21 protein-coding genes are annotated in these 26,663 nt (G+C 40.6%); 3 read left to right on the top strand and 18 right to left on the bottom strand.

All coding sequences use genetic code 11. From position 1 onward, the window contains the following. Nucleotides 1-10 precede the first annotated feature (10 nt). Both G1O98_RS03705 and G1O98_RS03700 read right to left on the bottom strand, forming a co-directional pair. A complete protein-coding gene (locus tag G1O98_RS03705) occupies nt 11-661 on the bottom strand; it encodes a glycoside hydrolase family protein (protein WP_322745230.1) in 651 nt (216 codons plus the stop codon). A gap of 835 nt (nt 662-1,496) precedes the next feature. Continuing rightward, on the bottom strand, nt 1,497-2,153 hold the full coding sequence (locus G1O98_RS03700; RefSeq protein ID WP_163927342.1) for an NAD(P)H-binding protein: 657 nt from the start codon (nt 2,151-2,153) through the stop codon (nt 1,497-1,499). Nucleotides 2,154-2,332: 179 nt separating this feature from the next. Here G1O98_RS03700 and G1O98_RS03695 point away from each other — a divergent pair, with 179 nt between their 5' ends. Continuing rightward, nucleotides 2,333-3,004 carry a DUF1997 domain-containing protein gene (locus tag G1O98_RS03695; RefSeq protein ID WP_163927341.1) on the top strand — a complete coding sequence of 224 codons (672 nt, stop codon included), beginning with the start codon at nt 2,333-2,335 and terminating at the stop codon, nt 3,002-3,004. Nucleotides 3,005-3,103: 99 nt separating this feature from the next. Here G1O98_RS03695 and G1O98_RS03690 read toward each other — a convergent pair whose 3' ends face one another. After that, a complete protein-coding gene (locus tag G1O98_RS03690; protein WP_114080236.1) occupies nt 3,104-3,574 on the bottom strand; it encodes a DUF4079 domain-containing protein in 471 nt (156 codons plus the stop codon). Between the two features lie 275 nt (nt 3,575-3,849). Here G1O98_RS03690 and G1O98_RS03685 point away from each other — a divergent pair, with 275 nt between their 5' ends. Next, on the top strand, nt 3,850-5,133 hold the full coding sequence (locus G1O98_RS03685) for an ankyrin repeat domain-containing protein (RefSeq protein WP_163927340.1): 1,284 nt from the start codon (nt 3,850-3,852) through the stop codon (nt 5,131-5,133). A 577-nt stretch (nt 5,134-5,710) separates the two neighbouring features. On the opposite strand, the gene G1O98_RS03680 is transcribed toward G1O98_RS03685, so the two are convergent. Then, nucleotides 5,711-7,102, bottom strand: a complete 1,392-nt coding sequence (locus G1O98_RS03680; protein WP_163927339.1) for a PP2C family protein-serine/threonine phosphatase — start codon at nt 7,100-7,102, stop codon at nt 5,711-5,713. 828 nt (nt 7,103-7,930) lie between these two features. Here G1O98_RS03680 and G1O98_RS03675 point away from each other — a divergent pair. Beyond that, complete coding sequence (locus G1O98_RS03675) at nt 7,931-8,149, top strand: hypothetical protein (protein WP_163927338.1); 219 nt, start codon at nt 7,931-7,933, stop codon at nt 8,147-8,149. 397 nt (nt 8,150-8,546) lie between these two features. Here the strand turns inward: G1O98_RS03675 and ftsY are convergent, their stop codons facing one another. The 14 genes from ftsY to hpsA all read right to left on the bottom strand — a co-directional run bounded on the left by ftsY (nt 8,547) and on the right by hpsA (nt 26,418). Continuing rightward, nucleotides 8,547-10,190: a signal recognition particle-docking protein FtsY gene (gene ftsY, locus G1O98_RS03670; protein ID WP_163927337.1), complete on the bottom strand. Its 1,644-nt coding sequence runs from the start codon at nt 10,188-10,190 to the stop codon at nt 8,547-8,549. Nucleotides 10,191-10,450: 260 nt separating this feature from the next. Beyond that, a complete protein-coding gene (gene nusB / locus G1O98_RS03665) occupies nt 10,451-11,092 on the bottom strand; it encodes a transcription antitermination factor NusB (protein WP_163927336.1) in 642 nt (213 codons plus the stop codon). A 122-nt stretch (nt 11,093-11,214) separates the two neighbouring features. Next, complete coding sequence (locus G1O98_RS03660) at nt 11,215-11,979, bottom strand: DUF502 domain-containing protein (RefSeq protein ID WP_163927335.1); 765 nt, start codon at nt 11,977-11,979, stop codon at nt 11,215-11,217. Between the two features lie 530 nt (nt 11,980-12,509). Continuing rightward, a complete protein-coding gene (locus tag G1O98_RS03655; RefSeq protein WP_163927334.1) occupies nt 12,510-13,418 on the bottom strand; it encodes a glycosyltransferase family 2 protein in 909 nt (302 codons plus the stop codon). Between the two features lie 124 nt (nt 13,419-13,542). Next, nucleotides 13,543-14,385 carry an HpsJ family protein gene (locus G1O98_RS03650; RefSeq protein WP_163927333.1) on the bottom strand — a complete coding sequence of 281 codons (843 nt, stop codon included), beginning with the start codon at nt 14,383-14,385 and terminating at the stop codon, nt 13,543-13,545. 355 nt (nt 14,386-14,740) lie between these two features. Then, complete coding sequence (locus G1O98_RS03645; protein WP_163927332.1) at nt 14,741-15,388, bottom strand: TIGR04282 family arsenosugar biosynthesis glycosyltransferase; 648 nt, start codon at nt 15,386-15,388, stop codon at nt 14,741-14,743. Between the two features lie 32 nt (nt 15,389-15,420). Further along, nucleotides 15,421-15,990, bottom strand: a complete 570-nt coding sequence (locus G1O98_RS03640) for a GspH/FimT family pseudopilin (protein WP_163927331.1) — start codon at nt 15,988-15,990, stop codon at nt 15,421-15,423. Next, nucleotides 15,956-17,032, bottom strand: a complete 1,077-nt coding sequence (locus G1O98_RS03635) for a glycosyltransferase (RefSeq protein WP_163927330.1) — start codon at nt 17,030-17,032, stop codon at nt 15,956-15,958. Before G1O98_RS03635 ends, G1O98_RS03640 begins: the two co-directional genes overlap by 35 nt. Beyond that, the gene (gene hpsE, locus G1O98_RS03630) at nt 17,025-18,023 is read right to left on the bottom strand and encodes a hormogonium polysaccharide biosynthesis glycosyltransferase HpsE (protein ID WP_163927329.1); all 999 of its coding nucleotides are present in this window, start codon (nt 18,021-18,023) and stop codon (nt 17,025-17,027) included. Before hpsE (G1O98_RS03630) ends, G1O98_RS03635 begins: the two co-directional genes overlap by 8 nt. A 21-nt stretch (nt 18,024-18,044) precedes the next feature. Next, nucleotides 18,045-19,004, bottom strand: coding sequence for a hormogonium polysaccharide biosynthesis glycosyltransferase HpsE (hpsE, locus tag G1O98_RS03625; protein WP_163927328.1), 960 nt, complete (start codon nt 19,002-19,004; stop codon nt 18,045-18,047). A 201-nt stretch (nt 19,005-19,205) separates the two neighbouring features. After that, nucleotides 19,206-19,898 carry a prepilin-type N-terminal cleavage/methylation domain-containing protein gene (locus G1O98_RS03620; protein ID WP_163927327.1) on the bottom strand — a complete coding sequence of 231 codons (693 nt, stop codon included), beginning with the start codon at nt 19,896-19,898 and terminating at the stop codon, nt 19,206-19,208. Between the two features lie 38 nt (nt 19,899-19,936). Beyond that, complete coding sequence (gene hpsC, locus G1O98_RS03615) at nt 19,937-20,917, bottom strand: hormogonium polysaccharide secretion pseudopilin HpsC (protein ID WP_175586509.1); 981 nt, start codon at nt 20,915-20,917, stop codon at nt 19,937-19,939. Between the two features lie 66 nt (nt 20,918-20,983). After that, a complete protein-coding gene (gene hpsB, locus G1O98_RS03610) occupies nt 20,984-21,700 on the bottom strand; it encodes a hormogonium polysaccharide secretion pseudopilin HpsB (RefSeq protein ID WP_163927388.1) in 717 nt (238 codons plus the stop codon). 104 nt (nt 21,701-21,804) lie between these two features. Continuing rightward, a complete protein-coding gene (gene hpsA, locus G1O98_RS03605) occupies nt 21,805-26,418 on the bottom strand; it encodes a hormogonium polysaccharide biosynthesis protein HpsA (RefSeq protein WP_163927326.1) in 4,614 nt (1,537 codons plus the stop codon). Nucleotides 26,419-26,663 lie beyond the last annotated feature (245 nt).

Below are 26,663 nucleotides of genomic sequence, written 5' to 3'. Positions count from 1 at the left end.
TCAGATAACCTCACGGCTTCTTTAGTGGCTTTCTAGAAGGAGTTGGCGATGGTGTCAAATTCTGGACAGTTGGTTGATTAGCTGTGGTTAATTCCTCTTGCAACATTTTCTGATAAACTTTAGGCAAAGAACTACTAACAGAATTAGTTTCTATACCATATCCTAGACTCGTCCAAGTCGGAGAGAGTCGCCGCAAAACATCATTTAACTTTCCCTGACGCAGCAATTGAGAAAGATCAGTTCCCCAAACTTTAGAATCAGTTAACCAACGGTAAACTACTATATCTTGATATTCTGCTTCAAAACTATAAGCAGTCCAAAACATCATTTGCATCGGCTTTGGGTGATAGCGAGGGGCTAAACGATACCAAGTAATGTTGATAATTTGGTATCTACCAGCAGCAGTAGAACAATTACCTGTATTTGGGCCTGTGATAATTGTGACGCATATCTCAGGATGTCTGCTAAGGTCATTAACTTGTTGTCCACCATACAACAGCGAATAGGGGCGGTTTCCACTAGCTTCACTCGCCGAAATAGTTCGCATTAAAGCGCGGATATAGGGGTCGCCCTGTTTCATCACCAAGGGCGGCTGTTTATCTGCAAAGATGGGATCGGAAGGCGATCGCAAGTCTCCAATATACCATTGCAACAAATACACAAAGCCAAGAAGCGCAGCTATTGGCCCAATAAGTTTTTCAACACCTTTGAATTCAAAGCCTTTCAGAGTCTAACTCCTTCAAATTTGCTCTCTTTGCTAACACAAATCATTGACGAACTCATTTTGACAAAGTTCATACCTGATTGTTAGTTATATGGTATCCGTTATTTCTGAGTGCTGTAAATCAGAACTATATCAACTCATACCCTACGACTATGGAGCAGAAGATGTAATGAACTCGATTATATTTTTGGTTGGTTGTAATCTACCAATCTTGAATTTTTGATTGCTATAATTCGGGGTTGACTCATCAGAAAATTGATAAGATTGTCAAAAATTTACTCTTCAAATTATCTGATGAAATCTATAAACTTTATTAATGGCGAAATGGAATAGCCGACCTTGGTTTTAACAATTATTATGCACTGGTAGAATTCCTATTTCCAGATCAATTATTTAGTAGTTCGCCTACTTCATTTTGTAATCTACAAGAATCGATTTCCTATATTGCAATACGCTTGGGTTAAGGGCGACTGGCAAAAATTTTGGGTTTTTGAGACGCGATAAATCGCCGTCTCTACAAGTATTTTGGTCTTACCTGAACTGTATTGTCGTATATTGTGGAATTGCTTGTCTATGGTAAATGAGTGTAGGGTTAAAGCGCCGTATGAGCAATGAATGCACTTTAACCTTAACCCTACATTTTAGGTGTGGGATGGAGCGATCGCTTTAGAAAGTAAAATCAAGGGCGGTCAATTTAAATGAAGCAAGCTACTTGACAAAGTGCGATCAGATTTGAGCCGATCATTTTGGGGAATAGAATCCTCTACAACTATCAGCACTGTTGAAATAACTCCTTAAAGCTTTTTGAGGCTGCTTCAGGTTTAGCAACAATTTCGACAATTTTATTGCGTGCATCTGCTTCAAATAGGGCCTCAACAGCAACTTGGGCGACTTTCTGCCTGGGGATGCTACCGTCAAACAATGTATCAGCGCTCTGCATCACGATCGCATCTGAGTTATCTTCATTCTTCAATCCACCAGGCCGCACAATCGTATAAGTAAGACCACTTTTCTGGATATACTCTTCAGCTTGCTTTTTCCACACCAAAATCAGCCAAAACAAGTTTAGTGGATGAAATAACTGCGAAGTACACAAAGAAGAGACTAAGACAAGATGCTCAATCCCCTTTGCTTTGGCAGCTTCTACTAAATTTTTAGTCCCTTCAAAATCTACTTTATAAGGGCCTGTGGGGTCAAAACTAGGTTTTGCACCAGTCGCAACGAACAAAACTGTGCTATCTCCCAACGCAGCATTTAAACTTTCTGGTTGTAATACATCACCTACAACCAACTCGGCTTCAGGAGACAGAATACCCCTAGCTTTCTCTATATCCCGCACCAAAGCACGAACGGGAATATTCCGCGCTATCAACTCTTGCACAATCCGGCGACCTGTTTCACCGGTTGCCCCTGCTACAAATGCTTTCATGAGAAATGCTATCCTGGGAAACTATTGTGTGCTTGTTTAGTTCTTTATTTTAGTAATTCTATGGAGTTGATGGCAGATTAATGAGGTTTTGGTCAAAATGAGATATTAGTGTGAAATGACCCAAGCACGTAGGGAATTATTAATATAGACAGAACGCCAAAATATACAGTAATGCATTTATGCTTTCAAAACAAGGCGAATATAAATCCTGGGAAATAACAGAAGCAGTTTTACCTGTAGCGTCCAACCAAGAAGAAGCGAAGGACACATTAACAGACATAAATGTAGCGACGATTACAAAATTTTACGGTCGTTATCAAGATTTTATGGAAATGCCTGCCCCAGCAGAGAAGGTTGCTGAGTATCTTAATACTCACGCCTTATGGTTTTCTCGTTGTGCTGAACCCATGAAAGTGCAATTACTTGGGGAAAATGGCTATGCTTTAGTAATTGGTCGTTTTGGTGCTTTCGGTTATGAAGTAGAACCGAAAATTGGTTTGGAATTGTTGCCCCCAGAAGAAGGTATTTACCGCATCCGTACAATCCCCATTCCTGATTACCAATCGCCTGGTTATGACGTAGACTATCGGGCATCTCTACAGCTAATAGAAAACGATGCTTGCAGTAGCGGCGAGGTTACGAGAGTTGAATGGGAATTGGATTTAATTGTTGATTTGCACTTTCCCCGATTTATTCAGCGATTACCCAAGTCTATAATTCAATCTACAGGCGATCGCTTACTTAACCAAATCGTCCGCCAAGTTTCCCGCCGCTTAACTCGTAAAGTTCAGCAAGATTTTCAGAAATCTTTGGAAATACCCTTTTCTGGGAATTCCAAACAAAAGCGCTGAGTCAACAGTCCTTTGTCATTTCTCATACACTAATGACAAAGGACAAAGCTCTGAGCGGAGGTCTCCTCCGCTCAGAGCTTTGTAAGAGAGGACAAATGACTATGCTTTAGTAAGAATTCTTTGGACAATTTGCACGCCAGTAACAGCCTGCCAAGCAAAAAGTCCCAAAAGCGTGAAATTTAGCAAAATATGGGTTGCGCGTGCCCAGTTTGCCCCTTTCTGCATATAAGGGGACAAAGCAGCAGAAAATGCAATCAGACCTGTCATACCCAGTCCTGCCAGCAGGTGAGGACCGACAAATAACTTGCCATTATTGATGTAAGTGACACCCATCCCTCCAATTGCACCTGCTACCATCAAACCTAAGAGTATAGACCCGATTTGGTAGTGTCTGACGTTATATCTACCTTTAATCAGTTCTTTCTTTTCTTCCCCCTGAGCATTTCTGGTACGCTGTAATTGCAGCCCCAAGTAGGCAGCATAAATTGAGAGTACTAATAGCGCCCACATCAGCACCGGATGGAAGAAATTCAGCCAATATTTCACCGACGCAGAAAGTTCCAAGCTCATAGTGTTCTCGCCTAATTATTAAATCTTCATAAAAATTAGCATAACTCTATTCTCTGTGCTTCAAGTTGCACAAATTAAAAGAGTCTAAGGGATGAGGAGAGAAGACAAGAGTGAAGCCTCCCTTGCCTTAGAATGCTTGCCAAGACTGCGTTTCTTAATTTTTAATTTTTAATTTTCAATTTTTAATTGCATAACCCTCTTGCCAAAGTGCATAAACAATCTCAGACTGAGTTTTGAGGGTAGACGAACAAAACCCCCTGTGTGGGATCTCATTCATGACTGAAAACAACGATACTTTGCTGCTAAAAGCTGCTAAAAGTGGTGATATTAAGGGTCTGTGTGCGCTACTGGTTGCTGGTGCGAGGGTAGATGCGTGCGATCGCCAAGGTACTACGGCGTTAATGTTTGCTGCCAATTTAGGCTACACCGAAATTGTGCGATCGCTGCTGGATGCTGGGGCAAATATCAACTTGCCCAGAAAACTCTATGGTTTGACGGCTTTGATGTTGGCAGCTAGTGCCAAACAACTTGACATTTTGAAACTTTTAGTATCCAAAGGTGCTGATGTCAATGCCACTAATGAAGATGGCAGCACAGCTTTAATGGCCGCAGTCCTCAAAGGTCATATCGATGTAGTGCAAGTCTTATTGGCTGCTGGTGCGGAGGTGAGTATTGCCGATAAAGATGATGATACTGCCTTGAAACTTGCCATTAAGCAGGGAAACATAGAAATTTTACAAGCAATTCTCCAAACTGGTGTTGATGTCAATATTCCAGATCAAGAGGGTGAGACACTCTTAACATTAGCCGCAGATTTGGGGCATTTGGAGGTTGTGGAAGCACTGCTAGCGGCGGGGGCTGATGTGAATGTAAAAAACGCTGATGGTGGAACTGCATTATTGGCAGCAGCAGCAGGGGGACATAGTGCGATCGCAGCAGCTTTACTGGATCGAGGTGCTGAAATTAATCTCCAAGACCAAGATGGTGAAACTGCCCTACATCTTGCCGTTGTGGAAGGCTACATTGATGTCGTGCAAGTATTACTGAACGGGGGTGCAGATGTCCAAATTAGGAATCGTCTGGGTGATACGCCACTGCTTGTAGCAGCATTGCAGGGACATAGCAAAATTGTTGAGGCCCTACTGTGTTCTGGGGGAGATATTAATGGGAAAAATCTTGGTGAAGTACCTTTGACCTTGGCTGTATCACAAGGACACACCCAAACAGTGAAAGTGTTGTTAGACTATGGTGCTGATGCCAACACTCTGGGGGACGATGGCAAAACTGCTTTGATTAAAGCAACCGAACGCAAGCACACAGATATCATACATTTGCTGCTGGCAAAGGGGGCAGATGTCAATTTTCAAGACTCAGCGAGAGCAACATCATTGATGTGGGCTGCCTCAGCAGGTTATGGCGAAATTGTGCAGTTATTACTCCAAGCTGGGGCAGATGTGAATTTAAAAAACCGTGGTGGTTATACTGCTTTGATGATTGCAGAATTTAATGGTTATAAAAATGTAGTGCGGAGTCTGCAAAAAGCTGGAGCGCAAGAATAGCTATTTTAATTCTGAATTTTTCAACTAAAATCTTTTTAGAAATATATTGACAAATGATTAAATGAAGGTTAATAACTTAAAGACCAAGTAAGTTGAAAACTGCCAAGTTTAGACCTAAGAAACAAAGAAAGCAAAACTCCGTCGTAACTGTTGTGAACTTGCTACGGCGGAGAAAAGAAAAATTAAAACGCCAAGAGGGAACAGGCTAAATGCTTGCGTAACAAGGATAGAAAAAAAGCAAAAATGAAGAAGTAAATTTACTTTTTGCCTTGTACATTTTACCTTTTACCTGCTCTCCCCCTTAACGTTTCCTACTGTGCTAGATGTGCAAAATATATAGTTTTTGCTTCAACAGAAATGTATTCTAAGGATCATTTTTTATGTATTATCCTAATGATTAAATACAAACAAGTCCTGAAAAAAGGTTAATTGGCGATTATTTGAGCGATCGCTAAGGAAATTTAAAGAAAAAATAAATTAAAAATTAAATTTGGCGTGGTAAATATCCAGTTGCCATAACCAGTTGTCATAAAATTAGGTATTTATTCATGACTTGACCAGGAAAAATGGTTAATGACTATAAAATTTGCAGAACAACTAGTGTCATATCATCAGTGTTTTGCTTATCATCACCAATGAATTGTTGAACTTGGTCAAATAAATAATCCACAATCTCCTCTGGCCCATTACAGTACTTGCAAGCCGTATTGAAGCCAGCGACAAAGTTATCCTCATCGAAGCGATCGCCACCAGCCGCCGCTGCATCGGTCAAGCCATCTGTATAGTAAATAATTGTATCCCCAGGCTCTAACTGTACCTGAGCATCTTCATATTGGCTGTTAGCATCCAAACCGATTAGCATTCCTAGAGTATCTAAACGGCTGACAGTTTTCGTGGCTGCGTGCCACCACAAGGGAGGATTGTGTGCCGCATTGCTATAAGACAAAATTCGACTGTGAGGATTATATTCTGAATAAAATAGTGTTACGAAACGGTGAGAATTTTCCAAATCGGCATACATAACTCTATTTAAGTTTTGCAGAATTTTTGCTGGGGAATTCCCATGTAGCACTTCTCCCCTTAGCATTCCTCGCATCATCGTCATAATCAGACCAGCAGGGACACCTTTGCCCATGACATCTCCAATAACCAAACCCCAGCGACCAGTCTCGGTGTCACCTTTAGTCTTAGACCGAATTTTATTCTGATTGGTAGCAATAAAGTCATAGTAGTCACCGCCGACACGATTTGCAGGTTTACAACGGGCCGCTAGGACTGCACCAGGTATTGTGGGACATTGACGTGGTAGAAGTCGCCGTTGAATTTCTGCACCAATTTCTAGCTCTTGGTCTAACCGTTCTTTTTTTCTAAGTTCTACAGCTAGTTCATCGTTTTCGATCGCTACTGCTGTTTGGTCTGCCACTAACCTAACTAACTTTTGCCTAGTTTCTGTCCAACTGTATTCTGGATCGCGGCTCAATACATAGAGCCATCCCCTTTCTGTATGCTTTACCAGAATCGCCGTACCAAAGATTTGCACATCTGGCCCCAAATAACGATGCATCTGGTCATCCAAAATCCCCGTCGCATTCGCTAGAGGGGCAGTATTTGGCAAAAGCGTGATTTGACTGCTGGCTATTTCTAGCGCTTTGCGGATATTTTTACGCTGTCCACTATCTTGCCAATGTAACTGTTCTAACCTGACTTGACCATTAGGTTTGTAGAGAAACAGGGCGCTGCCGTCTGCATCTGTCACTCTTGTTGCCATTAGTGGAATCAGTTCCAAAAACTGATTCAAATTATTGAAACTTCTCAGGGCAAATCCTAAAGAACTGAGCAAATCTTGAATTTTGTTCTGTTCCCGGTGCAACCTTGCCACGAGTTCTTTGAGTGCCACGACTGGGGTGACATCCGTCGCGGCACTACTATTGTTGTCAGTGGGTTGAGAGGGCAGTTGAGACACAGGCACAGGTATTATTGCACTTTATATTGGCAGATTTTAGATTACTTATAAGCTTTTTGGCTTTCGTATTGCTAAACCATAATTAGACAAGACTTGTCACTTTAGCAAGAGTATAAAGACGTAACAGGCAACTTTTATCAGTATTTTATTTGCTTATTGTATTTTTGATGGAATCTTAGTCATTGAAAATCATGTATTTTTAGTCAAAATCCAACCCGTAAAAATTACTATAGCGGTTATCAATTGTATGGAATATAAACCTAACCCTGAGCCTTGTAGAGAGATGTGTATACACTGTAGCCTTTTCGAAGAAAGATCAAAGTGTATTGCATCAAAACGAGAAGCGCTATAGTTTTGGTGATAGTTCAGAAAGCTTTTCCTTTTTTCATAACTTAATTACCAAAGCATATCTCTAAAGTCAGAAAAATACTTTATTCAAAGAATAATTTATAACGCTTTCAGAGTAATTATTTGGGTATAGGAAACTAGGAAATTAGAAGTCTTTTGAGCGAAAACCTCAATAAGCGCTCCAATCGAGCTTAGTTTGGTAAAAACATACTTACATTCATTCCAAAAGCTAAGAATATGTAAATAAGTCTTTAAATACTTAATCTGTATACCATAATTACCGTGATAATCGCCAAGGATGATACTAAATCTAGAAAAAATCTCCTCCCAAAACTTTAAGTCAAAAGCCAGAAACAATGTTGTCGTTTTATCATCAGAATTCAAATCTCTCGATTTACTACAAAAATATTTGTAGATTCTTTCGCAAGTAGGAGCTGAAAATACACCTGGGAGTGTTGAAACAGCTTACTTACACTAATTCACTTTTTGAGTCCACAGTGGACGACTTTCCGAATTTCTGATGGTCGGAAGCCGTCTTTCTGGCAAGCATTGGGCAAACAGTTGATGCTCGTAATCCAACTTTTAAGTAAGTTACGTGCAGCGTGCAGTTCTCTCGACTTGCTAATGCAGTCGCTTCGCCTGTTGGTGATGCTACGCATAGCTTTAGCTTGCTTCTTTGACAGCAGTACAAGTTGCCATAGCTAATATGAGTTAACTGCGGAGGGAAAATACCGCAGTATTTGACTCACCCACGTTGGCTCTTTAATGTACTACTCACCGCTCAGACTGCTGTCCATCCCACACCACAATAGTTGTATTTGTGGGGGTGAGTATCTTGTCTACCCTTTAAGTTTGTACAAAGTGTAAGTTTACGGGCTTTTGTGTTTAGCAACTAAATGTCTTGCTACTCCACTTAAAAAGCCCTTAAAGGGGTGAAAAAGTTCATTAGCTTGAGATTTTAGCAAAAGTCACCCATTTATTGTGACAAATTTATGATTTTAGGATTTTAACTGTTTTTAGTTAGTTCAAGTGATAATACCAGATTCAGTTATCCCTAAATTTATCAGTTTGTCAAGAAAATTTTTAACTCCCAATTTTTTAATTAGCCACTCAAGAGAGCTTCGACAAACTCATAGCTCGAAAAGGGTCGTAAGTCTTCAATTCCTTCACCAGCACCAATAAAACGAATCGGTAAACCTAGCTGTTGCACAACGGCAAGGGCAACGCCACCTTTAGCAGTGCCATCTAGTTTGGTTAAGACAACGCCACTCAGTTGGGCTGCTTGGGAGAAAACTTCAGCTTGTCGTAGTCCATTTTGACCTAAAGTGGCATCTAGAACCAATAGCGATTCAACTTTGGCATTTGGAGCTTTTTTGTCGATAATTCGCCGAATTTTACCGAGTTCGTCCATTAAGTTTTTCTTGTTTTGCAATCGCCCAGCAGTGTCTACCAGAAGTAATTCTGTTTGCCGCGATTGGGCGGCTGCGATCGCATCAAATACAACTGCTGCTGGATCTGTATTTTTTCCAGGATTGGCAATTACTTCTACACCACTTCTACTACCCCAAACCTTCACCTGTTCGACGGCGGCGGCGCGGAAGGTGTCTGCTGCCCCAATCAAGCATTTATAGCCAGACTTTTGCCCTAAATGGGCAATTTTACCAATGGTGGTGGTTTTCCCTGCACCATTCACCCCAGTGATTAACCAAATGTTCAAGGTTTCTTTCTCTGGGGTAAAGCTAGTTTTGTGGGATGCAATGCTTGGTGCATCCAGCATATCCCGGAGAATTTTTTTCAGATAAGCGATCGCTTCTTCCGGTGCAGTAACTTCTTCTCGAAGTTTTGTCTGTAGCGCATTGATAATAAAGTCTGTCGCCTCTACACCCACATCAGCTTGCAGGAGTAATGCTTCAATTTCCGTCACAGCAGCTTGGTTTAGCGGCCCTTGACCAACGATCGCCTTCAGTTGGTTGAGAATACTCCGGCGAGTTTTGTCTAACCCTTGCCGGAGCTTTTTGAGCCAGGTAATTTCTTCAATAGAAACGTCTTCTGGATTTCTACCTTGAGCTGCTAAAACTTTCGCTGACCAGACAAACCCATCATCAAATACCAGTCCGGGAATTTCCTCTCCGATCTCTGAGGTTGCCGCTACTGGCTGTACTACCTCCGGTTCTGGAACTTCAATGGCGGTGGCTATTAGTTGATCTAGTTTTGCTTGCCGTTCTGCCGCCGCCCGTTCTAAGAAGGATAAATTAGCTGGTGCTGTTGGCTGCGTTGCCTCTGGCGTGGGGGCTTGCTCAATTTCGTTTGTGGTTATTTCTGGGCTTTCGACATCTGGCTCTTCAGCGATTGCAATTACCGAAGAATCTTCTGTATTTTCTTCCTCAGTAGCAGTTGGGATAATTTCTGGCTGTGCTGTTTCTAGGGTTGTACTAACAGGTTCCTCAGTTAGTTCTGATTCAGTGATTTCCGCAATTGCCATTTCTACAGTTTCAGGTTCTGCTAAGGCATTTTCTGAATCAGGTGGGGTTTCTACTACCTCAGTTTGTTGTTTTTGCTGAATATTTTTGTAAGCAGCTTTAGCAAACGCCAACAAGTCTGCCGTTGTGTCTGGTGCAGCTTCAGCAGTTGAGGTTTCGGCTGGCTCTGGTTGGAGTTCTTGTGCAGGAGTAGTTTCTTCCTGTTTTTTATCAGAGGGAGTCTCAGAGGAATCGTTATATTGACGGCGGAACCAATTAAAAACCATTGCAGCAGTATTAGTTATATGAGTTATAAGTTATAAGTTATGAGTTTAATTTAACTTTGCACTTTTTCTTGGGGTGAAAACTTCCCGGTTATCCTCACCTTTGATAGCTAGTTTGAGGAGAATCAGTTTCCTTCGGTTCGCGCAGTGTCTCCCTTTCTTCCAAAGGAGAGCTAGCGCCAAGGTAAAAGTTTCGCTTGGAGGAAGCCGCAGAATCGGCTACAGACTTTTCTCCATAGCAGTATATGAATTAGGCAGTGTTACTATGCTGTTTTCTTCTGCTCAGTGACTCGGCGCAAAACACCATTAATAAATCGATGACCGTCGTCTCCACTGTAGCGTTTGGCTAGCTCCACAGCTTCGTTGATGGCGATACTATCGGGAACTCCTAAGAATTTCATTTCTGCCACTGCGATTTGCAGGATATCGCGGTCAAGTTGGGCAAGACGAGTTACTTGCCAATCCACTAAGGCAGTAGAAAGGAGTTCATCTATAATGTGTCGATTTTCGTTGACAGTAATCACAAGCTCTTTAGCGTAATTACGGACTCCCTTATCCTGATTAGCTAGTTGAATCAATTCGGGGAAATCAACTGCCGTACCCAATTGATTGATTGCTGTCTGGGTGCAGGCGATCGCTTCTTGAAGCATTGTTCTGGCAGAATTGAGGTCGGAAGCGCGAGTTTGGCTACTCAAAAGGCGATCGTTACTGCGTTGCAGTTCACCTGCGGCATTATTGAGGGTATCTTGCACTTCTGAGGTCAGGGTGCGTACTGCTCCCAGTACCAATTTCGATACTAGCTGATCGTCTGGTAGTGTATCTAATTTTTTTGGGTTGACTGGCAATTGGCTAAGGCTTAAAAGCGCCAATTCACGAGCAATTTGCTGGGGTTTACGAGGTTGCATAAAAGTCAGGGGTGATTGTGCGAGAACTGAGTAACTAGGCTGGGCAAACTTACAAGTTTATCAATTTTGGCACAGTCAAACAACAAGATTACGCATTTGCTTGTGACTTTGCCAGATTGATTTTAAATTTCTTCAACGGGAATAACTTGCCGCTTGGTTTCGTCGTGTTTCACTTCCAGATTAGACTCTTTGGGGAAAATCAAGGGCGTATTAGGGGCGACAATGCCACCTGATACAACTATTTTAAAAGCGTCTTCAATGGACATGGAGAGGTTCACCACCTCGTCTTCAGGAACGACTGCGTACCATCCGGTAGTTGGATTTGGGGTAGTGGGGATAAAAACACTTAGGACGGGGCGTGACATCTGGGCTTGGATATCACTGCTGATTGCACCAGTGACAAAGGCGATCGCCCAAATTCCTCGGCGGGGATACTCTACCAAAATTACCCGGCGAAATTTGCCATTAGAATCTTTTAGTATTGTTTCTAAAAGCTGTTTGAGAGTTTTGTATACCTGCCCAGCTAAAGGAATTGCCTGTAATAATCGCTCACCAAAATCTAACAACCACCGCCCAGCAATATTGCGAGCCATTAGACCCATCAATAAGATACATAGTAGTGGTACAGCTAATCCTACTAATAAATTCAGTAAATTTACTAAAATTGGGTTCAACCCATCAAAAGGATTCAGTTGTTTGGGAATTTGGGTGAGGAAGTTGATTACCCAATTAGCAATGGTAATTGTCAGCCAGATAGTGGTTGCTAGGGGAATCACTACCAACAAACCAGCAATCAGGTCGTTTTTTAAGTCCTGTTTTAGGCGATCGATTACCAAGCCCTGATTCTCCTGTTTTAAGCTAGAGGAACTTTTGTTATTGGTATCCATACCAGCAAATTCATCAAATAGCAAAGGCTTTACTTAAAGCAACTTCTGCCGCAAGTAACTATCCAAAACGCTAGCAGTTTGGCTACTACAGCAAGAATACGTACTTTTTGCTGTAAATCAGCTATTCTCCTACAAGCATAGACATAGATATCAACCAATCGGATGGCGGCTGGTTATTCTCAGAAAATGTCACCTTTCCTTGTAAGACTTGTAAATGATTGTTGCAAGTCATAAGGTATTACTAATCTATCGCGCTCAATCAAAAGCTGCCCATGATTGTGAAAGTACCACCAGGTAAACAGAGGAGTTATTTTATAGGGTTAGTCACTTTTGATCGGGAGCGGTTTTTATGAAAATGGTCTGTTATAAATATTAATTTAATATGGTGGTTTTGTTTAAATTTAAAGCGCGATAGGGCAGCACAGCTAGCTATGCTACCCTATTCATGAAAATTCTGATTTTGCGATCGCCTACTCACTCAATCGCTGCTTGTTGATTTTATCGGGAATCCTTCTAATCTCCAGTCCCGTTTACACCACATCAGCCTGTGTAGTTTCCGAATCTGCACACTGTAACTGTTGTGGACTCTCTTTTGCCAGAATTGCTGTTACGTCTAAATTAGGTTTTGGTAGATACTTCATTTCCCAAACTTTGAGCAAAATCAAGTATTCGTAAAATGCCTGCAATGTACACCAAGCAAGTCCAGCGTGTCCATCTAAACATCCGCCTAACATAAAATACATATATAGAAAGCGTAGCAACGGTCTCGCAGGTAAACGCAAAGACAAATCTTTCAAGGCGCGGCGTTTTTCAACTTCCGATTTACCAAAGAATAAATCTTGCCAGTTGACCTTTCCTTGTTCTAACTGATACAGCGTTTCTTGAGCTTCATCTGTAGAATAACGGTTATGCTTATCAATCCAACGGCTCAAACCTTTGCTACAAGTGTAGTGGGGGTATGTTTCTTTTAAAAAGCTAGTTGCACCGTCACAAACTTCCCGCTCAGTATGACCATAGTCTGTAAACCACACCTTTCCGTGGCGGAAAAGACGCATTTGGTAACGGGGATACTGTGTGCTGTAACGAATCCAACGATTCATGAACATGACACGTTCAGCCACGTAGTAACCGATGTAATCGGGATTATGACTGACCTTTTCGCATTCCGCGAACAGTTCTGGTGTCATCCGCTCATCAGCTTCGAGAATATAAACCCATTCGTGCTTTGGGGGAATAGACTCTAACATCCAGGTGCGTTGGCGGCCGTGGCTTTCAAAAGCGTGTTGGACAACGCGGATGGGATAACTGCTGGCAATTTCCATAGTGCGATCGCTACTGCATGAATCCACAACAATAATGTCATCCGATAGCATCGCTGATTCGATACAAGCAGCAATATCTAGTTCTTCGTTATATGTAAGTATGTAAATTGAGAACATTACTCAAGTTTTATAGTGATTTTAGTCAGTGATAATTGCTTTTTTATTTTTATTAGCTATTAGGCGCATGGCAGTATTAACCGAATAATTTTTGTATAAGTCTTACTGCCATGCCAATAGTGGATTAACGGGCGGTAGCTTTAGGTTTACCACCTTGTACAGCACCCATACCTTTTAAGCCTGTCCAGCCGATGATAATGTAACCAATAGATAACAACAAACTGCTAATCCCAATCCGCAGTCCAGACTTCCAAGCAGTATCTTTAGCTTGTTGTTCTGCTTCTTCTCTGCGTTGGCGAACTTGGCTCAGTTGTTGAGTTCGTAGTGTCTGAATATCTGTTTGTTGTTCAATAGCTTTGTCAAGTGCTTGAGGATCTGTTTTAGCCTTCTTCAGTAACTCTTTGATATTTGGGGGAATTTGAGAGCTTTCAAGCGCTTGCTTGTATTTTTGATCGTCTTTGAGGATTTCACTAAACTGAGCTTTGGTTTGGGTTCGCAGTTGATCTAATTGGGCTTTTCCTTGCTCAGTATTCAGTTGTGCTTGCAATTGCGATAAGCGATTGTTGAGTTGAGCTTCTGCCTGATCTGCTTCTTGAGTGATTCGATTGAGTGTTTGAGTCTTAGCTTGATTGACGTTATTGAGGTGCAGGGGAAAAATCAGCAAGAACATCAACCCTAAAATACTTGAGAGAATTACGGCGGGAAATCTTAAATCGATCCCCTGGGGGCGATCGCTTCCTGCATCAGCGTTTTCAATCCAATAGGCAGCAAACAGCAGCCCCAGCCCCACTAGAGGAACAATCCCCCGATCAACTAGCGCTGTTGCCAAGTTGATTTGCCATACCCGATCAGTCGGTTGAAAGGGTAACAATAGAATCAAAAAGTCCACAAAAAACGACAAAATGCAGATTATTCCAACTACCTTAACGGTGAGGGCAGTACTCACGGAAGTAAAACGGTTAACCATAGTTTTTCAAACTGGCGGTGAATACGAGTGATTTTCATATTTCAAGTTACTTGAATATTGTGCCTATGACCGTGACTGTTGTGTAGAAATACAAAGCAGATTCAATATTGGTAAAGGCTATCTGCCTCTTGGTTTTCAACTAGGCCACAGTAACATTTGTTATGTACAGTGTCTTCAGGAAATTCCTAGTATTTTAAAATATAAGTATAATCGGTAACGTCAGAAAAGACTCATTAATTACTCGATTTCCCTTGTTTTCAGTTCTCAATCGCTTGCAACATAGGCATTTTGTAGGGGCGCACAGATGTGCACCCCTAGTGGGTTGTGCATCCATATAAAAATCACTATATCTCCCTCATCCTTTCACCTCACCCACAAGGGATTGTTCCCAAATTGGCAGATCCTCGGGTCGGTCAACATCAGCTAAAGGCGACAAATTCACGTATGATAAATGAAGTTTTTGGGCAATGTCTACGGTTTTCTGGAATACTTGAGCAGTTCCCCACTCGATATTAACGAATAACTCCGGGATAGCTTGGCGCAAACCAATTAAGTAATATCCACCATCGATCGCAGGCCCAAGTACGAGGTCAAAGGTGTGTAACTTTTCAAAAGCTGTTGCTAGAATCTCGGCATTGACTCCAGGACAATCTGTGCCGATGATAATTACTTTTTCTGCACCAGATTGAAAAGCATCGAAAAGCGATCGCGTCATCCGTGAACCTAGATCACCTTCACCTTGAGACTGATAAACCAAATCTAACCCCAGCCAGTCTTGCATGAGTTGCAAATCGCCACCTGCAAATCGCACTTCCACAGATATGGCAATGGCTTTTTGCAATTCTTGAACCTGAAATATTGTATATTCAGTCATTTCCCGTTGAAGATTGGCAGCACCAAGATTTCCTAAAGCAGGTATCAATCGGGTTTTTGTCTTACCTGGTTCTGGATAGCGAGTAAAAATAATCAGGTGCTGTTTTAGGTTTGCTGGTAAATTCAGCACACAATACCTTTTTTAATAAACTAAGAGATATTTTAATAGCAATACTTGTCGTTATCGGTTGTAGTATGCTCCTTTGCCGTTCGCATTGCCCCTAAAATCGTTGAAACAATAACACAACGCTTTACTTTACCACCAGACTTACTGGATAGCGTGATCCGTCCTAGATCATTAGGGCTTTTAGCATTACCTCTGTAGTCAAATTGAACTTTACGTATGTTATCTGACAGTTGTAAGGTTGTCTCAGAATCTAAGCGTACATTGGAATCTATATTATTCCAGTTAACCGTAGATGGGTTTACTGTAGCAGGATGAACTGCCCATTGAATAATGCCGTTTTGCTCACGAAAGCTAGCTTGCCAAGTCAACTTTTCTTTAGTGGCTTGGCTTCGGGCTTGATGAATAGCAAGGTGAACTTCGTTTTGAGCAGTGTTGAGACGGCGAGTCTCTACAAAAGCTAGCCAATTAGATATTCCCAGCGTAGCTAATATAGTAATTAATACAACAACTATTAACATCTCTGGTAGGGTAAAACCACTACTGGAGTGCTTATTCAAAAAATTTTTTGCATTAACTAGAGACGGTAAATGCACCTGGATATCCATTTTTGTTTTCTGATCGCTTTTCAACTACCCAGTCGTTGAGCAATGTTTCAGTTTCTTGCCTTCTAACCTGACGCTGGTTAGTAATAATGTCTAGCAAGGTCGGCAGAATAAGGATTGTGACAATTTTCAGTGACAGTTTTAAGGTGAAATTTATATTCTGAAGTCTTGAAGGGTCATAAATAAAATACTTACACAAAAATATAGCCGCCGCTAGACCTTTTTTTCTGTTAAATGGCTTTTGTAGAGCTTTGCAAACCAGGTATTTGTATAAATTTGCCAGACAAAGATTCCAACTATCCTTTAGTGTTGTTTGTGTAGCGTCTCGTAGAGAAGGTCTTTTTTTATAGGCTCTCTCAAGCACTTGCAAACAGGATCTTTCCTGTCTGACAAGATTGCAAGAAACTGAATTAGGAGTTATGCGATATAAAATTTGTACAGATGGGACACATATAAAATTAAACTTAGATGCTAATCGCAGCCACATATCCCAATCCTGAGCCGCACCTAGAGATTCGTCAAAGCCACCTAATGCAATTAAAGTTTTTCTACAAATTAAAGGATTGGAACCATTCTCTAAAAAGTTATTTAGTAGCAAATTTTCGTAAACATTTCCATTAGCTTTAACACGCTTACCTGAAAGTATAAATTCACCATTTTCGTCAATATAATCAGTCCAACTATAAGCGACTTTTGCGGTAACGTTTTCTTGCAAAGCCTTTAACTGAGATTTAAGTTTATCAGGTGTCCAAATATCATCTGCATCTAAGAAACTAACAAATTTTCCAACAGCATGGTGTAGCCCTCGGTTACGACTAACGTTTCCCCCGGCATTGGGATAGGAAAATACTTTTATTCGTGAGTCTGGAATTTTTGTAATAATTTCTAAAGTCGAGTCTTGGGAACCATCATTTATTACAATTAATTCTAGATTGTGAAAAGTTTGATTTAAAACAGATTCAATAGTTGCTTTAATAGTTTTCTCACTATTGTAAGCTGGGATAATTACACTAACTAATGTTTTATTTAAAGTTGACTTAATCATGTTGTACACTTCTTGTTTTCAAGATTTTGTCTAACTTGCATCTTAAAGAATAAAAGGGACTCATCATACTAGCTAAGTAAAAGTTAAGCTCAAAAAGAGCAATTAGATTAGTTTTAAATTGCCCTCTATACTGAATGAGGTGCTGTAATACTCTACGTAAATTTCCTAAAATAGTTTTCACAAAAATTATTGGTTTTTGCCAATTTTTAGCATTTATCAAACGTAGCTGAAAAATACATAAGCCACAGCCACGTGCCAAAGTCAGTAAATAATCTCTTTCCAGCCGCCAATGCGGTATTTGATGATAAGTATGCATGGTAGGGTTATACCAAATTTGCCAGCCTGCATAATGTATATAAAGCAATGGTTCATAGTCATCACCCTGCACAAAAATACCAGGTAATTTGCCGCTTAAAGTCGGTTTTTGTGGTACATTTTCACACCATACTTGTTTTCTCACAACAAGCGCTGCCGCAGGAGGTAGTCTTAAATTATCTGCATCAAATAAATGCGGATTTGAACCATGTTCTCTGATTGCTAAAAAAGCTTGAATTCTTTCAAAATTTTCTGGCAGCTTCACTTCAAAATCTCCATGAATCTGTCCGCTCCAAGCACCTGCTTGAGGATGCTCTAATCCAAAGGTATATGCTTGGGCTAACCAATCAGGAGCAGGTAAATTATCATCATCTAAAAACGCTATTAGCTCTCCTCTTGCTTCACGTACTGCCCGCAATCTTGCAAAAGCGGCTCCTTGTTTTGGTTCTAAAAAATATCTTAACCGACAATTTTCATCATATATTTTTTGGTAATTCTGGATTATTTCAGATGTGTTATCAGAACTATTGTTATCCACAATAATAATTTCCCAGTTAAGTTTTTCTACTCCTATCTGGTTTAATAGCTTATCTAAAACTTTAGGTAAACGGGTTGCTCCGTTATAGGCAGGGATAGCTACGCTAATATCTAAACTTTCAACTGACAAGTTGACCATAATACTTAATGCTTTGATAATTTATTTTTTAAAATATCCATTTTTCCAAAGATAAAAAGGGCTAACGAAGCTACTAAAAAAAAGTTCCATTTCGCAAGCAACTACCAAATCGTGTTTGAGTCTAGTTCGGTATTTGAGTAAGTGTAAAGCAATTTTACGTAAATCATTTATCATATAAGATACAAGAGCAATTGGTCTATATATCTGTTTGATATTAATCATTCTAGTTACATAACGGCTAAGTCCAATTCCTCTAAAAAAGGGAATTAAATAGTCTTTTTGTAAACGGAAACTAGGTATTCTATGGGAAATTTCCATTTCTGGGTTATACCAAATTTCCCATCCTGATTTTTGGATATAAGACAACATTTCTAAGTCTTCACTGGTAAGCATATTACCCTTAACTCTCCCAGTTAAAATCGCCTTATCTGGCACGCTTTCTAGCCACGCTTGTTTACGCACTACAAGTCCGGCAGAGGGAGGTAGCAATTTTTTAGATGCTTCATATAATAACGGTAAATTACCTCGCTCTGTAATTGCTAAGAATGGAGCAATTCTCTGAAAGTTTTCTGGTGGTTCTACTTCCCAGTCAGGGTGAATTTGGCTGCCATAAGCTCCCGCTTTGGGGTATTTTTCACCAAAAGCATAAGCTGCATATACCCAATTTGATACTGGATAGTTGTCATCATCTAGAAAACCTATTAATCTACCTTTAGCTTCTGCGACTGCCCTTTTTCGGGCATAGGCTGCCCCCTGTTGTGCTTCAAAGCAATACTTCAAAGGGTAAGAACATTGCCAATTCTGTTGATAGGCTTGAACAACTTTAGCTGTGTTATCAGTGCTGTTGTTGTCTACAACTATAATTTCCCAAGATAAGTTTTCGGTGTGAAGTTGGTTTTGTAGCCGTTCTAGTAGTTCAGGCAAACGACTTTCACCGTTATAAGTTGGGATAGCTATAGTAATATCAAGGTTTTCAGTCATTTGACAAAATTTACATTTTGATATTTTGATTAAGACGCTTTTTATTTTGTATATTGAACCAATAGCTAGTTTATTACTGGCTCTTAAATAAATCTATCGAACATTAAAAACTGCACCTGATGTTTTAATTTTGCTATCAATGTGCAGTTTTATATACAGTATTATTACGTAATTTGAAATGAAGATTCCTGCATAAGCTACTTAACTGCATTTATCATCTTGTGCTGTGAGCATTGAGCCTAAGAGAGTTTTCACAATGACGCATCGCTTGACGCTACTAGCCGATGTGGAGTTTGCAGAGCTTGGTACAGCTACCACTATTTTTAACCCAGGTGGCTCTGTCGAAGGGGCTATAGGTGTTCCAAAGCTTGCATTGGGTAAAGTCCCCATATAGTCAAAGGTAATTTTTGTTGACGCACTTAAAGTGTAAGAGACAGATGAACCAGCAGTGTTTTGGCTGGTGAGATTTGCACCTAGCAGAAATTTATCAGAGCTGATGCCTACATCTGCTCCTAAAGGTTTCCATGTAGGGCTTCCAGCATTGGTATTATAAACAGCAACCTCTGCATTTTGGGTTGTGCTATTTTTCTGAAAACTGACACTGTAGCTAAGTTTTTTGTTTTTAGCTTCGCGCTGTGCTTCTTGCAGTGCGGCTAAAACAGCGTTGTTAACCTTATTCACTTTCTGCCGATTCACAAAGGCAAGCCAACCAGGAGCTGCGATCGCTGCTAAAATTCCAATCATCACCATCACTACAATTAATTCCAGCAAGCTAAAGCCAGCATCTTGTTGGGTGTATCCAGAAGCATAGCGTAGTCTGTGAATTAAACATCGCTGTTTACTGGTTTCATTTTTACTGTTTGGGTTAAATAACTTCAAACTTAACTTTCCCATAATTAGCTGCCATTAATTAATCCTTGAATTTTCAGCACTTATTTAGTAAATAAGTATCCGCGCCCTTGTACGCGCATACTTGCATTTGGAAAATAAGTTTTGTTGGTATCTGTGTAATTAAGGTTATTGCTTTGTAACCGTGCGAGTGCATTGCCTCGTAAAAATACCTGTGCTGTTGTGTTAACCCTATCGATACACGCATAGAAACCAGTCATTTTGCCAGCATTACGTGTATTAAAGCTAGCAGTGTTTGGTGATACTTTTTGCCATGTGTTGTTATCAGTAGGACAAGTTGCCGCAGGTGCTGGTGTTGTATCATCAGTTTTGGTTTGATCAATAAAGTCAACCAGTACTGTAGTATCAGCAGTATAAGTTTCCGTGGCTTTTACCCAAGCATTCATCTTGTCATTAATAGTGCCTACTCCATCGAGTTTAAATAGGGTAAAACCTGGACTTGGACAATTACCACTAATATATTTGCCAGTGTAGCCAGTACAATCAACACCAGTACTAGCTGGTACACCATCCTTAATTTGCCATCTCGCAATCCGAGCTGCATTAGACCAAGTAGAACTAGAAGTAGCGTCTTTAATTAAATAGTAGGCAACTAATGAGTATACAAAAGTATCATCTTTTTCGGTTCCTGTAATTGTAAGCGCTTGATTAACTAATTCTCGCTTCCAAAAGACAAGAACCGGGACTCTATCTGTTGCGCTCGAATTAGGTAATTGATTTTTTATAGCTTCAATTCCGTCAGCATCATAAAGATAAATTGCCTGTTGTAAATCACGGGAAATATAATCTAGCGCAGTTTGAATTTCTTGCTCAGAATTTGCCTTTACTTGCTCCTTTCGATCTGTATCCATAATGTTAACCATGAATCCTAGCAACGGTGTAATGATGAGGAATGCCAGGATCATGGCAATTAACAATTCAATCATTGTAAAACCGTTAACTTGCTGAACTAACCTAGAGCGTTTTAGCTGGCTTTTGATTAAGAATTTTAGTGTACTCACCATATTCTGGAATTCTCTTTAGTAATAAATGCACAGTGAGCATCGCATAATGTGAAACTGCTTAGTTCTTTACTGGCAAGCTTGATTTGTTGCATTACCTAGTCGTCGGCATAAAGCCTGAAATGTAGTGTTAGTATTGCCAATGTCGGTTGTCATTTCGACTAATGGTGCTTGACGATCGCCCAATCCACCTGTGAAAGTTTTTTGTGTTTTCTTATCACTATTCGAGTTCCCTGTATTGGCTGTTATAGTTTTACTAAAGTCAATATCTGTTCGATAAACCCGAATTGCCAGACGATAACCGTCGTTTACCGAACTACCTGTGACTTTAACTTGAGCAGCTTGAATGTAAAACTGCTCAAAGGGCTTATCTCTACAAGCTGTAGTACTAGTAGTAGTAATAGTGCCATCAGTAACCTTAAAGCAATACAAATTCGTATCACTTGCTTGCGGAACAGGCATCTCTGTACTGCTAATTAAATAGGCTGCTGCTTGAGTTGAATTTGAAACATTTCGGGTTGTAGTTGCACTCACAGGATCGCGTGCAATGATTGTACTTGGCGCTGCAATTGCTCCAGTTCTTATAGCATCAATAAATGCTTTTGTCGCTTGGGTTGCCAGTTCCACTCGTCGAGACTGAACGCGGGTTGCTGTTGAGATGACGATCGCAGGTGCGATTGCTGCCATTAAAATAGCAACTATAACTATTGCTACCAAAGACTCAATAATCGTAAAACCAGACTCATCAGCAGAGATGATTTGTTGCTGTAGTTTGTGCTTAATCATTAACTTATCACCAGCTTCTGATACCAATTTGCATTCAAAAACGTAATTGAGAAATCTTACTCCCCTAAAGTGAAAGTTACAGTTTAGGAGAGTAGTATGAAGTTTTAAGATGGGCAGTTACTAGGACGTTGATCAGAATCGATTGCAGGAGTATATACAGGAGGAGTGCTGGTATCGGGTTTTTTCGCACACAACAAACTTTGCACCCATGCGTCATCTCGACCAACTTCACGGAAGTACTCATCTGGCAAATCATCTGGTATGGTTGCCAATTTTTGGGCTAATAAGTCAGGCGACTGAGATAGCAGTGCTACATCATAACCCCATTGCCGTGTAGGAGCTAGATAGAAAGGTGTTCTGCTGTTGTTGCCTTGAATCTTATACTTAAAACTATCAGATTGAGTTGATATAGATGTGTTGAATGATGCTGTGGCATAGGCACTTCGTTTAGTCTGGACGAAAGAGCCACTAATCCTAGCTTTAATGGCATCACTTGTTCCTCCTGTTGGGTTCCAGTTTTCCACAAAGCGCACAAAGTTGTGTAAACCACCGTTATCTTCCGTAGGACGTGCTGGGGTATCTCCAGCCACAGCAATTAAATTAAAGGTAGTTTCAGTAGCTGTTTGCAACCAATTATTGTGGGTTCCAGAGACAATATTATTAGTGTTGTCTGGGTCTTGAGGAGTAGCAAAGGGTTGGTTAATTTGTAGAACTGGTTCAAATCCAGTGATAGCACCAGCAGTTATAACAGGCTTCAGCCAGGGCATGAACACATCGTTTGGTGGCGGTAATAGTGTTTGCCCTCCTCCTGTAGTTGATGTTGTTGACCCTAGAGGAAATTCTTGTACCTTACCAGGGTTGGTGTTATCAACTCCTAAGACTCTAAGAGGAGTAACTAACTGACCAGTTGTTGCATCACGTACAAAAGCAATTCTCCGAGGAGCCGTTGCAGGAAAGCATCCTCCTGAATAATCCGTCGCTGGATCATCAAAAATGTATCCTGTTTTTATTCGACTATTGTTTGGATTTCCATTTTTACCAACAATTTGACCATTATAAAACGTATTACCTCCTCCACCTCCACAGGCTGTCTGGATAGTCCATGCAGTTGTCGCTTTTGTCGGATCACTACAATCTGCTACGTTAGTTGCAGAGCAAACTTCCGTCAAATATGTCCCTGGTGGTATTTGTAGCGCAATCGGTGTCACAAAGTTGTTGAGGTAGGAACTACCTTGGAACCCTGTTGTAGTTGAGTCAAGGTCTTTGGGTATGCCTGTAGTGGTATCACGCCATCGAGCTACGGGGACAAAGCTATTGTATTGTGAGAAACCAGATAGTGTTGGAAATGGAGCATTATAGCTATTACTCCAGTCATAATCTCCCTCATCGCGGTAGCCCAATCTAAAGTTATTAGAAAGTAAAGTAACAGAATCTGCCAATACAGATGCAGGCCGCCATAAATCACCAGTTGTACAGTTTGGTAGCCTTGTATCATTTGGACGACAAGCAAAATTCGGATTGCGCTGTGCTTTGGCGCGAGTATAGAAATTGCTCCAATCATCTGACAATGCTGTTGTGAACTCTTCTTGGGTGTGAAGATTAAAGTTCCCCTTAACGTAAACAGGCAAATTGGTAGCTAAAATCAACCCTTTCTCTACGTCTCGATAATTATTACTTGTGCCGCGACCGATTTGGGAGCCGTTGATGAGCATAATGGCATTAGGACGGCGCGTTGGGTCAAGCGTATAATCCACTGGGCTTTCAAGTTTTTGCGCCTCTGGATCTGTCTTTGTTGAACTCAAATCTGGCAGTGCATCATTGCGAGTAGCATAGATAATGCCACTATTTGGCAGTAAGTATTCTTGCGCTGGAGTTGCTCCACCATACGTAGTAGTGCGAAGCGAGTTGATATCTAATACTGTGGCGCGAATTTCTAAAGGTTGTCTGTCTTTTGTTGCAAGATCGTAATCAGTACTTGTAGTGCTTGTTTGATTTGCCTTAACCTGTCTTGGATCTAAAAAGGCAGTTTCTTGAATTGCGCCGTGAGGAATAGGAGGTGTAGTGGTTACTGGAGAAATACTGCCGTCTAAAATTTGTAGAGCGCAAATTGCAGCATGAATTGTAGATTGTTCGGAGAGAGTACGATTTGCTGCTGTTTTTGCTAAAGCTTTTGCTAGCAGTCCATCATCTATAGAACGTCCAGCTAAATAATCTGCATTAGTTGTATCAGTTATTGGACGTTTTGGATCTCCTTTTATATCACCTTTTGGATATTTTAATTGAGATTGATAAGTCAGTATGGCCTGATAATCACTGACTGCCTTCGTTGGAGGCCCGTAAACTATGCCGTTGTTGGATAAACCACCTGTAGCTGAACTATTAGCATTTGAAGCCCAAGCTGGAAGCCCTGTTTGATTTTTAGCAGTAGTGCTATTAGTAGGGACATAAAAGCTGCTTACACAAGCTATAGGCTGTGGACTTTGCTGGTCGTAACTAGTAGCTTTGTAGTGATAAACAGCTGTAGCTCGCATCCGCAGAGATGGTGTCTTAGTTGGATCGGCAATTTCGGGCCATGTATACTGTATTGAAGAATAATTACTTGCGCCTACAGCAGAGTAATCATACATCCAATATGGCTTAATAGTCTTTTGTGTGGGTGCTGGAGCTTGAGGCACTGGCATCAGATCAGACCAAATTTCTTTGGTAGCTGAAGTGAAAGTAGTACTTGCGGCTGTGTAACTATCAGGCAAATAAATCCCAGCACCAGTTACCACTCGTAAACCACCAAAAGGGTCTTGTATGGTACTCGGAACTTGAGCTGCTGCTAGTTCCCAATCTTTATCTCGGTCTGTAGAGCCTAAATCAGCTAATATTTGTACGCGAGAGCGGCGAGTGCGAGGTGTAGCAGGTGTCGTTGGTAGATCCCAGTTAACACCACTAATATTTTGGGTATCTTGGAAATTTGGGCCGACAAATAGGCTTTGATTGCTGTCCCACCAGATTTGAGGCAGATTGTTACCAATTACAACCCTGTCACCCAAGGATTGTTCTTTTCCGTCATAGTCTTTTTGTAGTTTAGTAGGTTCCGTTGCACCAGGTATCAGCTTATTACTGCTGATACTTAGTGTTAAATTACTGTAACCAGTACCCGTTTTACCATCCGTGGGATCGGTAGGATACATCCAAGCATCTACAGGGCGTAGGGTATCGCCACTGCCTTGAAGCGGAGTAGTTGTGGCGTATGTACCTAATGCAACTGATTCAGCACTCCCAGCAGCAACTTCTTTGTAAGGTACGCGGCGGGTGCGCTTTTGAAAGTAAAGCTGTAGCTGTTGTTTGCGTAGTGCGTCGTTTTCTGCTGTGGTGTAACTTGCTAAACCAAGCTTATCCTTTTGTTGTTGAATACCTTTGGTAACTTCTGTCGGATCAGGATTTGTAGTAGCTATTTGAGCGTTAACTAGGCGAGTGATACGCTGAGTATAGGCAAGGCTGTTATAAGCCATGAAATTCGCTTCATTTGATGCTGGAGTAGTTGATTTTGCAAAATCGACTTCAACAGGATCGGTAGCTTCTCCTTTTCTAAATAAATGCACTTTAGTGACATTACCTAAGTCACTTGTATCTGTGAAGCCACCAGCACCCAAGTTTCCACCAATTACTATTTTGGCATTCTCGTCATCGTAGAAACAGGAATCCTTACTACTAACTTGAAATAGCTTGACACTATTTGCTGGTGAACCAGTGAGAAAATTACTATTAGTAAAAATTCGTCCATTTAATCTGAAGGCTGGCCCGGGGCTAAGTCCTATATCATCTTCATAAAGAACAGCATTATTAACTACAGGAATTTGGACACGTTCTTGTTGATACTCTAAAGCAGAAAAGCTTTTATTACCTTTGTAAAGTTCATATTTAGTATTAGAAGCTGGTGTAGTAGTAATAGGAACGGTTGCTGTATAGACAAAAAAGGCTTTTTTCAACTTATTGCCCACTTTAAACCAGCCAGTATTACCTACTAAGGTAGCGCTTGTGCCTAGCGTATCTCCACAATCTCCACTGACATTACCAGCAGTCATTGGTAAAGTTCTTGCTTCTAATGGATTTCTGGCATATTTATATACACCAGCATTTATAGGGGGATTTCTAAAATAAATGCCATAAAGCGTGTAGCTATCAAATTTGCCGTTGTTATCAGTATCTAGAGGGTATAGCCATGCAGTATTTAGTGTCTTATCCTTTTCAGTAGTTTCGGTTCTTTTTGCTTTTTGATCGGTATTTAGAGCCAGTTGAAGTTGAGTTTCATCACCAAATGTATATTCATTGATATTGCCGCTCAAAGTAGAATACAACGCATCATCTGTTGGTGTGGCTCGTGGTAGTCGTCCGTCTTGAAACAGCTTATTTATTTTAGCTCTAGCTCGATCAATAGCTGGAGTTGCAGCATTGAGTGCAGCCTCATTTACTCGAACATTACTAGCATTTTTGGAGCGTTCAAAAGAGCGAAATAAAATTGCAGTTGTTAACAGTACAACAACTAAAGATACCATTGCTACCGTTGGTAAAACAAAACCAGCATTTCCCGCGCCACGCCTTCTATTAGTTGTGAAAATAGTTCTTAGCAACCAAATTATTTTCTTTTTTATTGCAGATAAAAACTGATTACTAAGATTTCTTAAATAAAATATTAGTGCCTTCAATAACTTGCGTTTTACAGACATAGAAGCTTCCCTGTCAAGTGTTTGTTTACGGATGTGAGAATATTTGAATTTATAGGTATTCAGCCTATTATTTAGGTTTTAGCGAAAAGTGAGACTTTTGATTTATGTAAAAATTAACCTTGTTTAAACATTTGTAAAATGTATAGGGCTCATATCTGATTTTTGAACAATATTTCAGATAAAAACCTGAGAAAATGGGCTTTTCAGTCTCAGTATGTTTTCAGAAATCAAATCGGAGTCCTATA

Origin of the sequence: Nostoc sp. UIC 10630 (assembly GCF_010747425.1) — a bacterium.
Classification (GTDB): domain Bacteria; phylum Cyanobacteriota; class Cyanobacteriia; order Cyanobacteriales; family Nostocaceae; genus Nostoc.
Note: the sequence above shows the minus strand (reverse complement) of the source record. Positions and strands in the feature narration are given on the sequence as shown.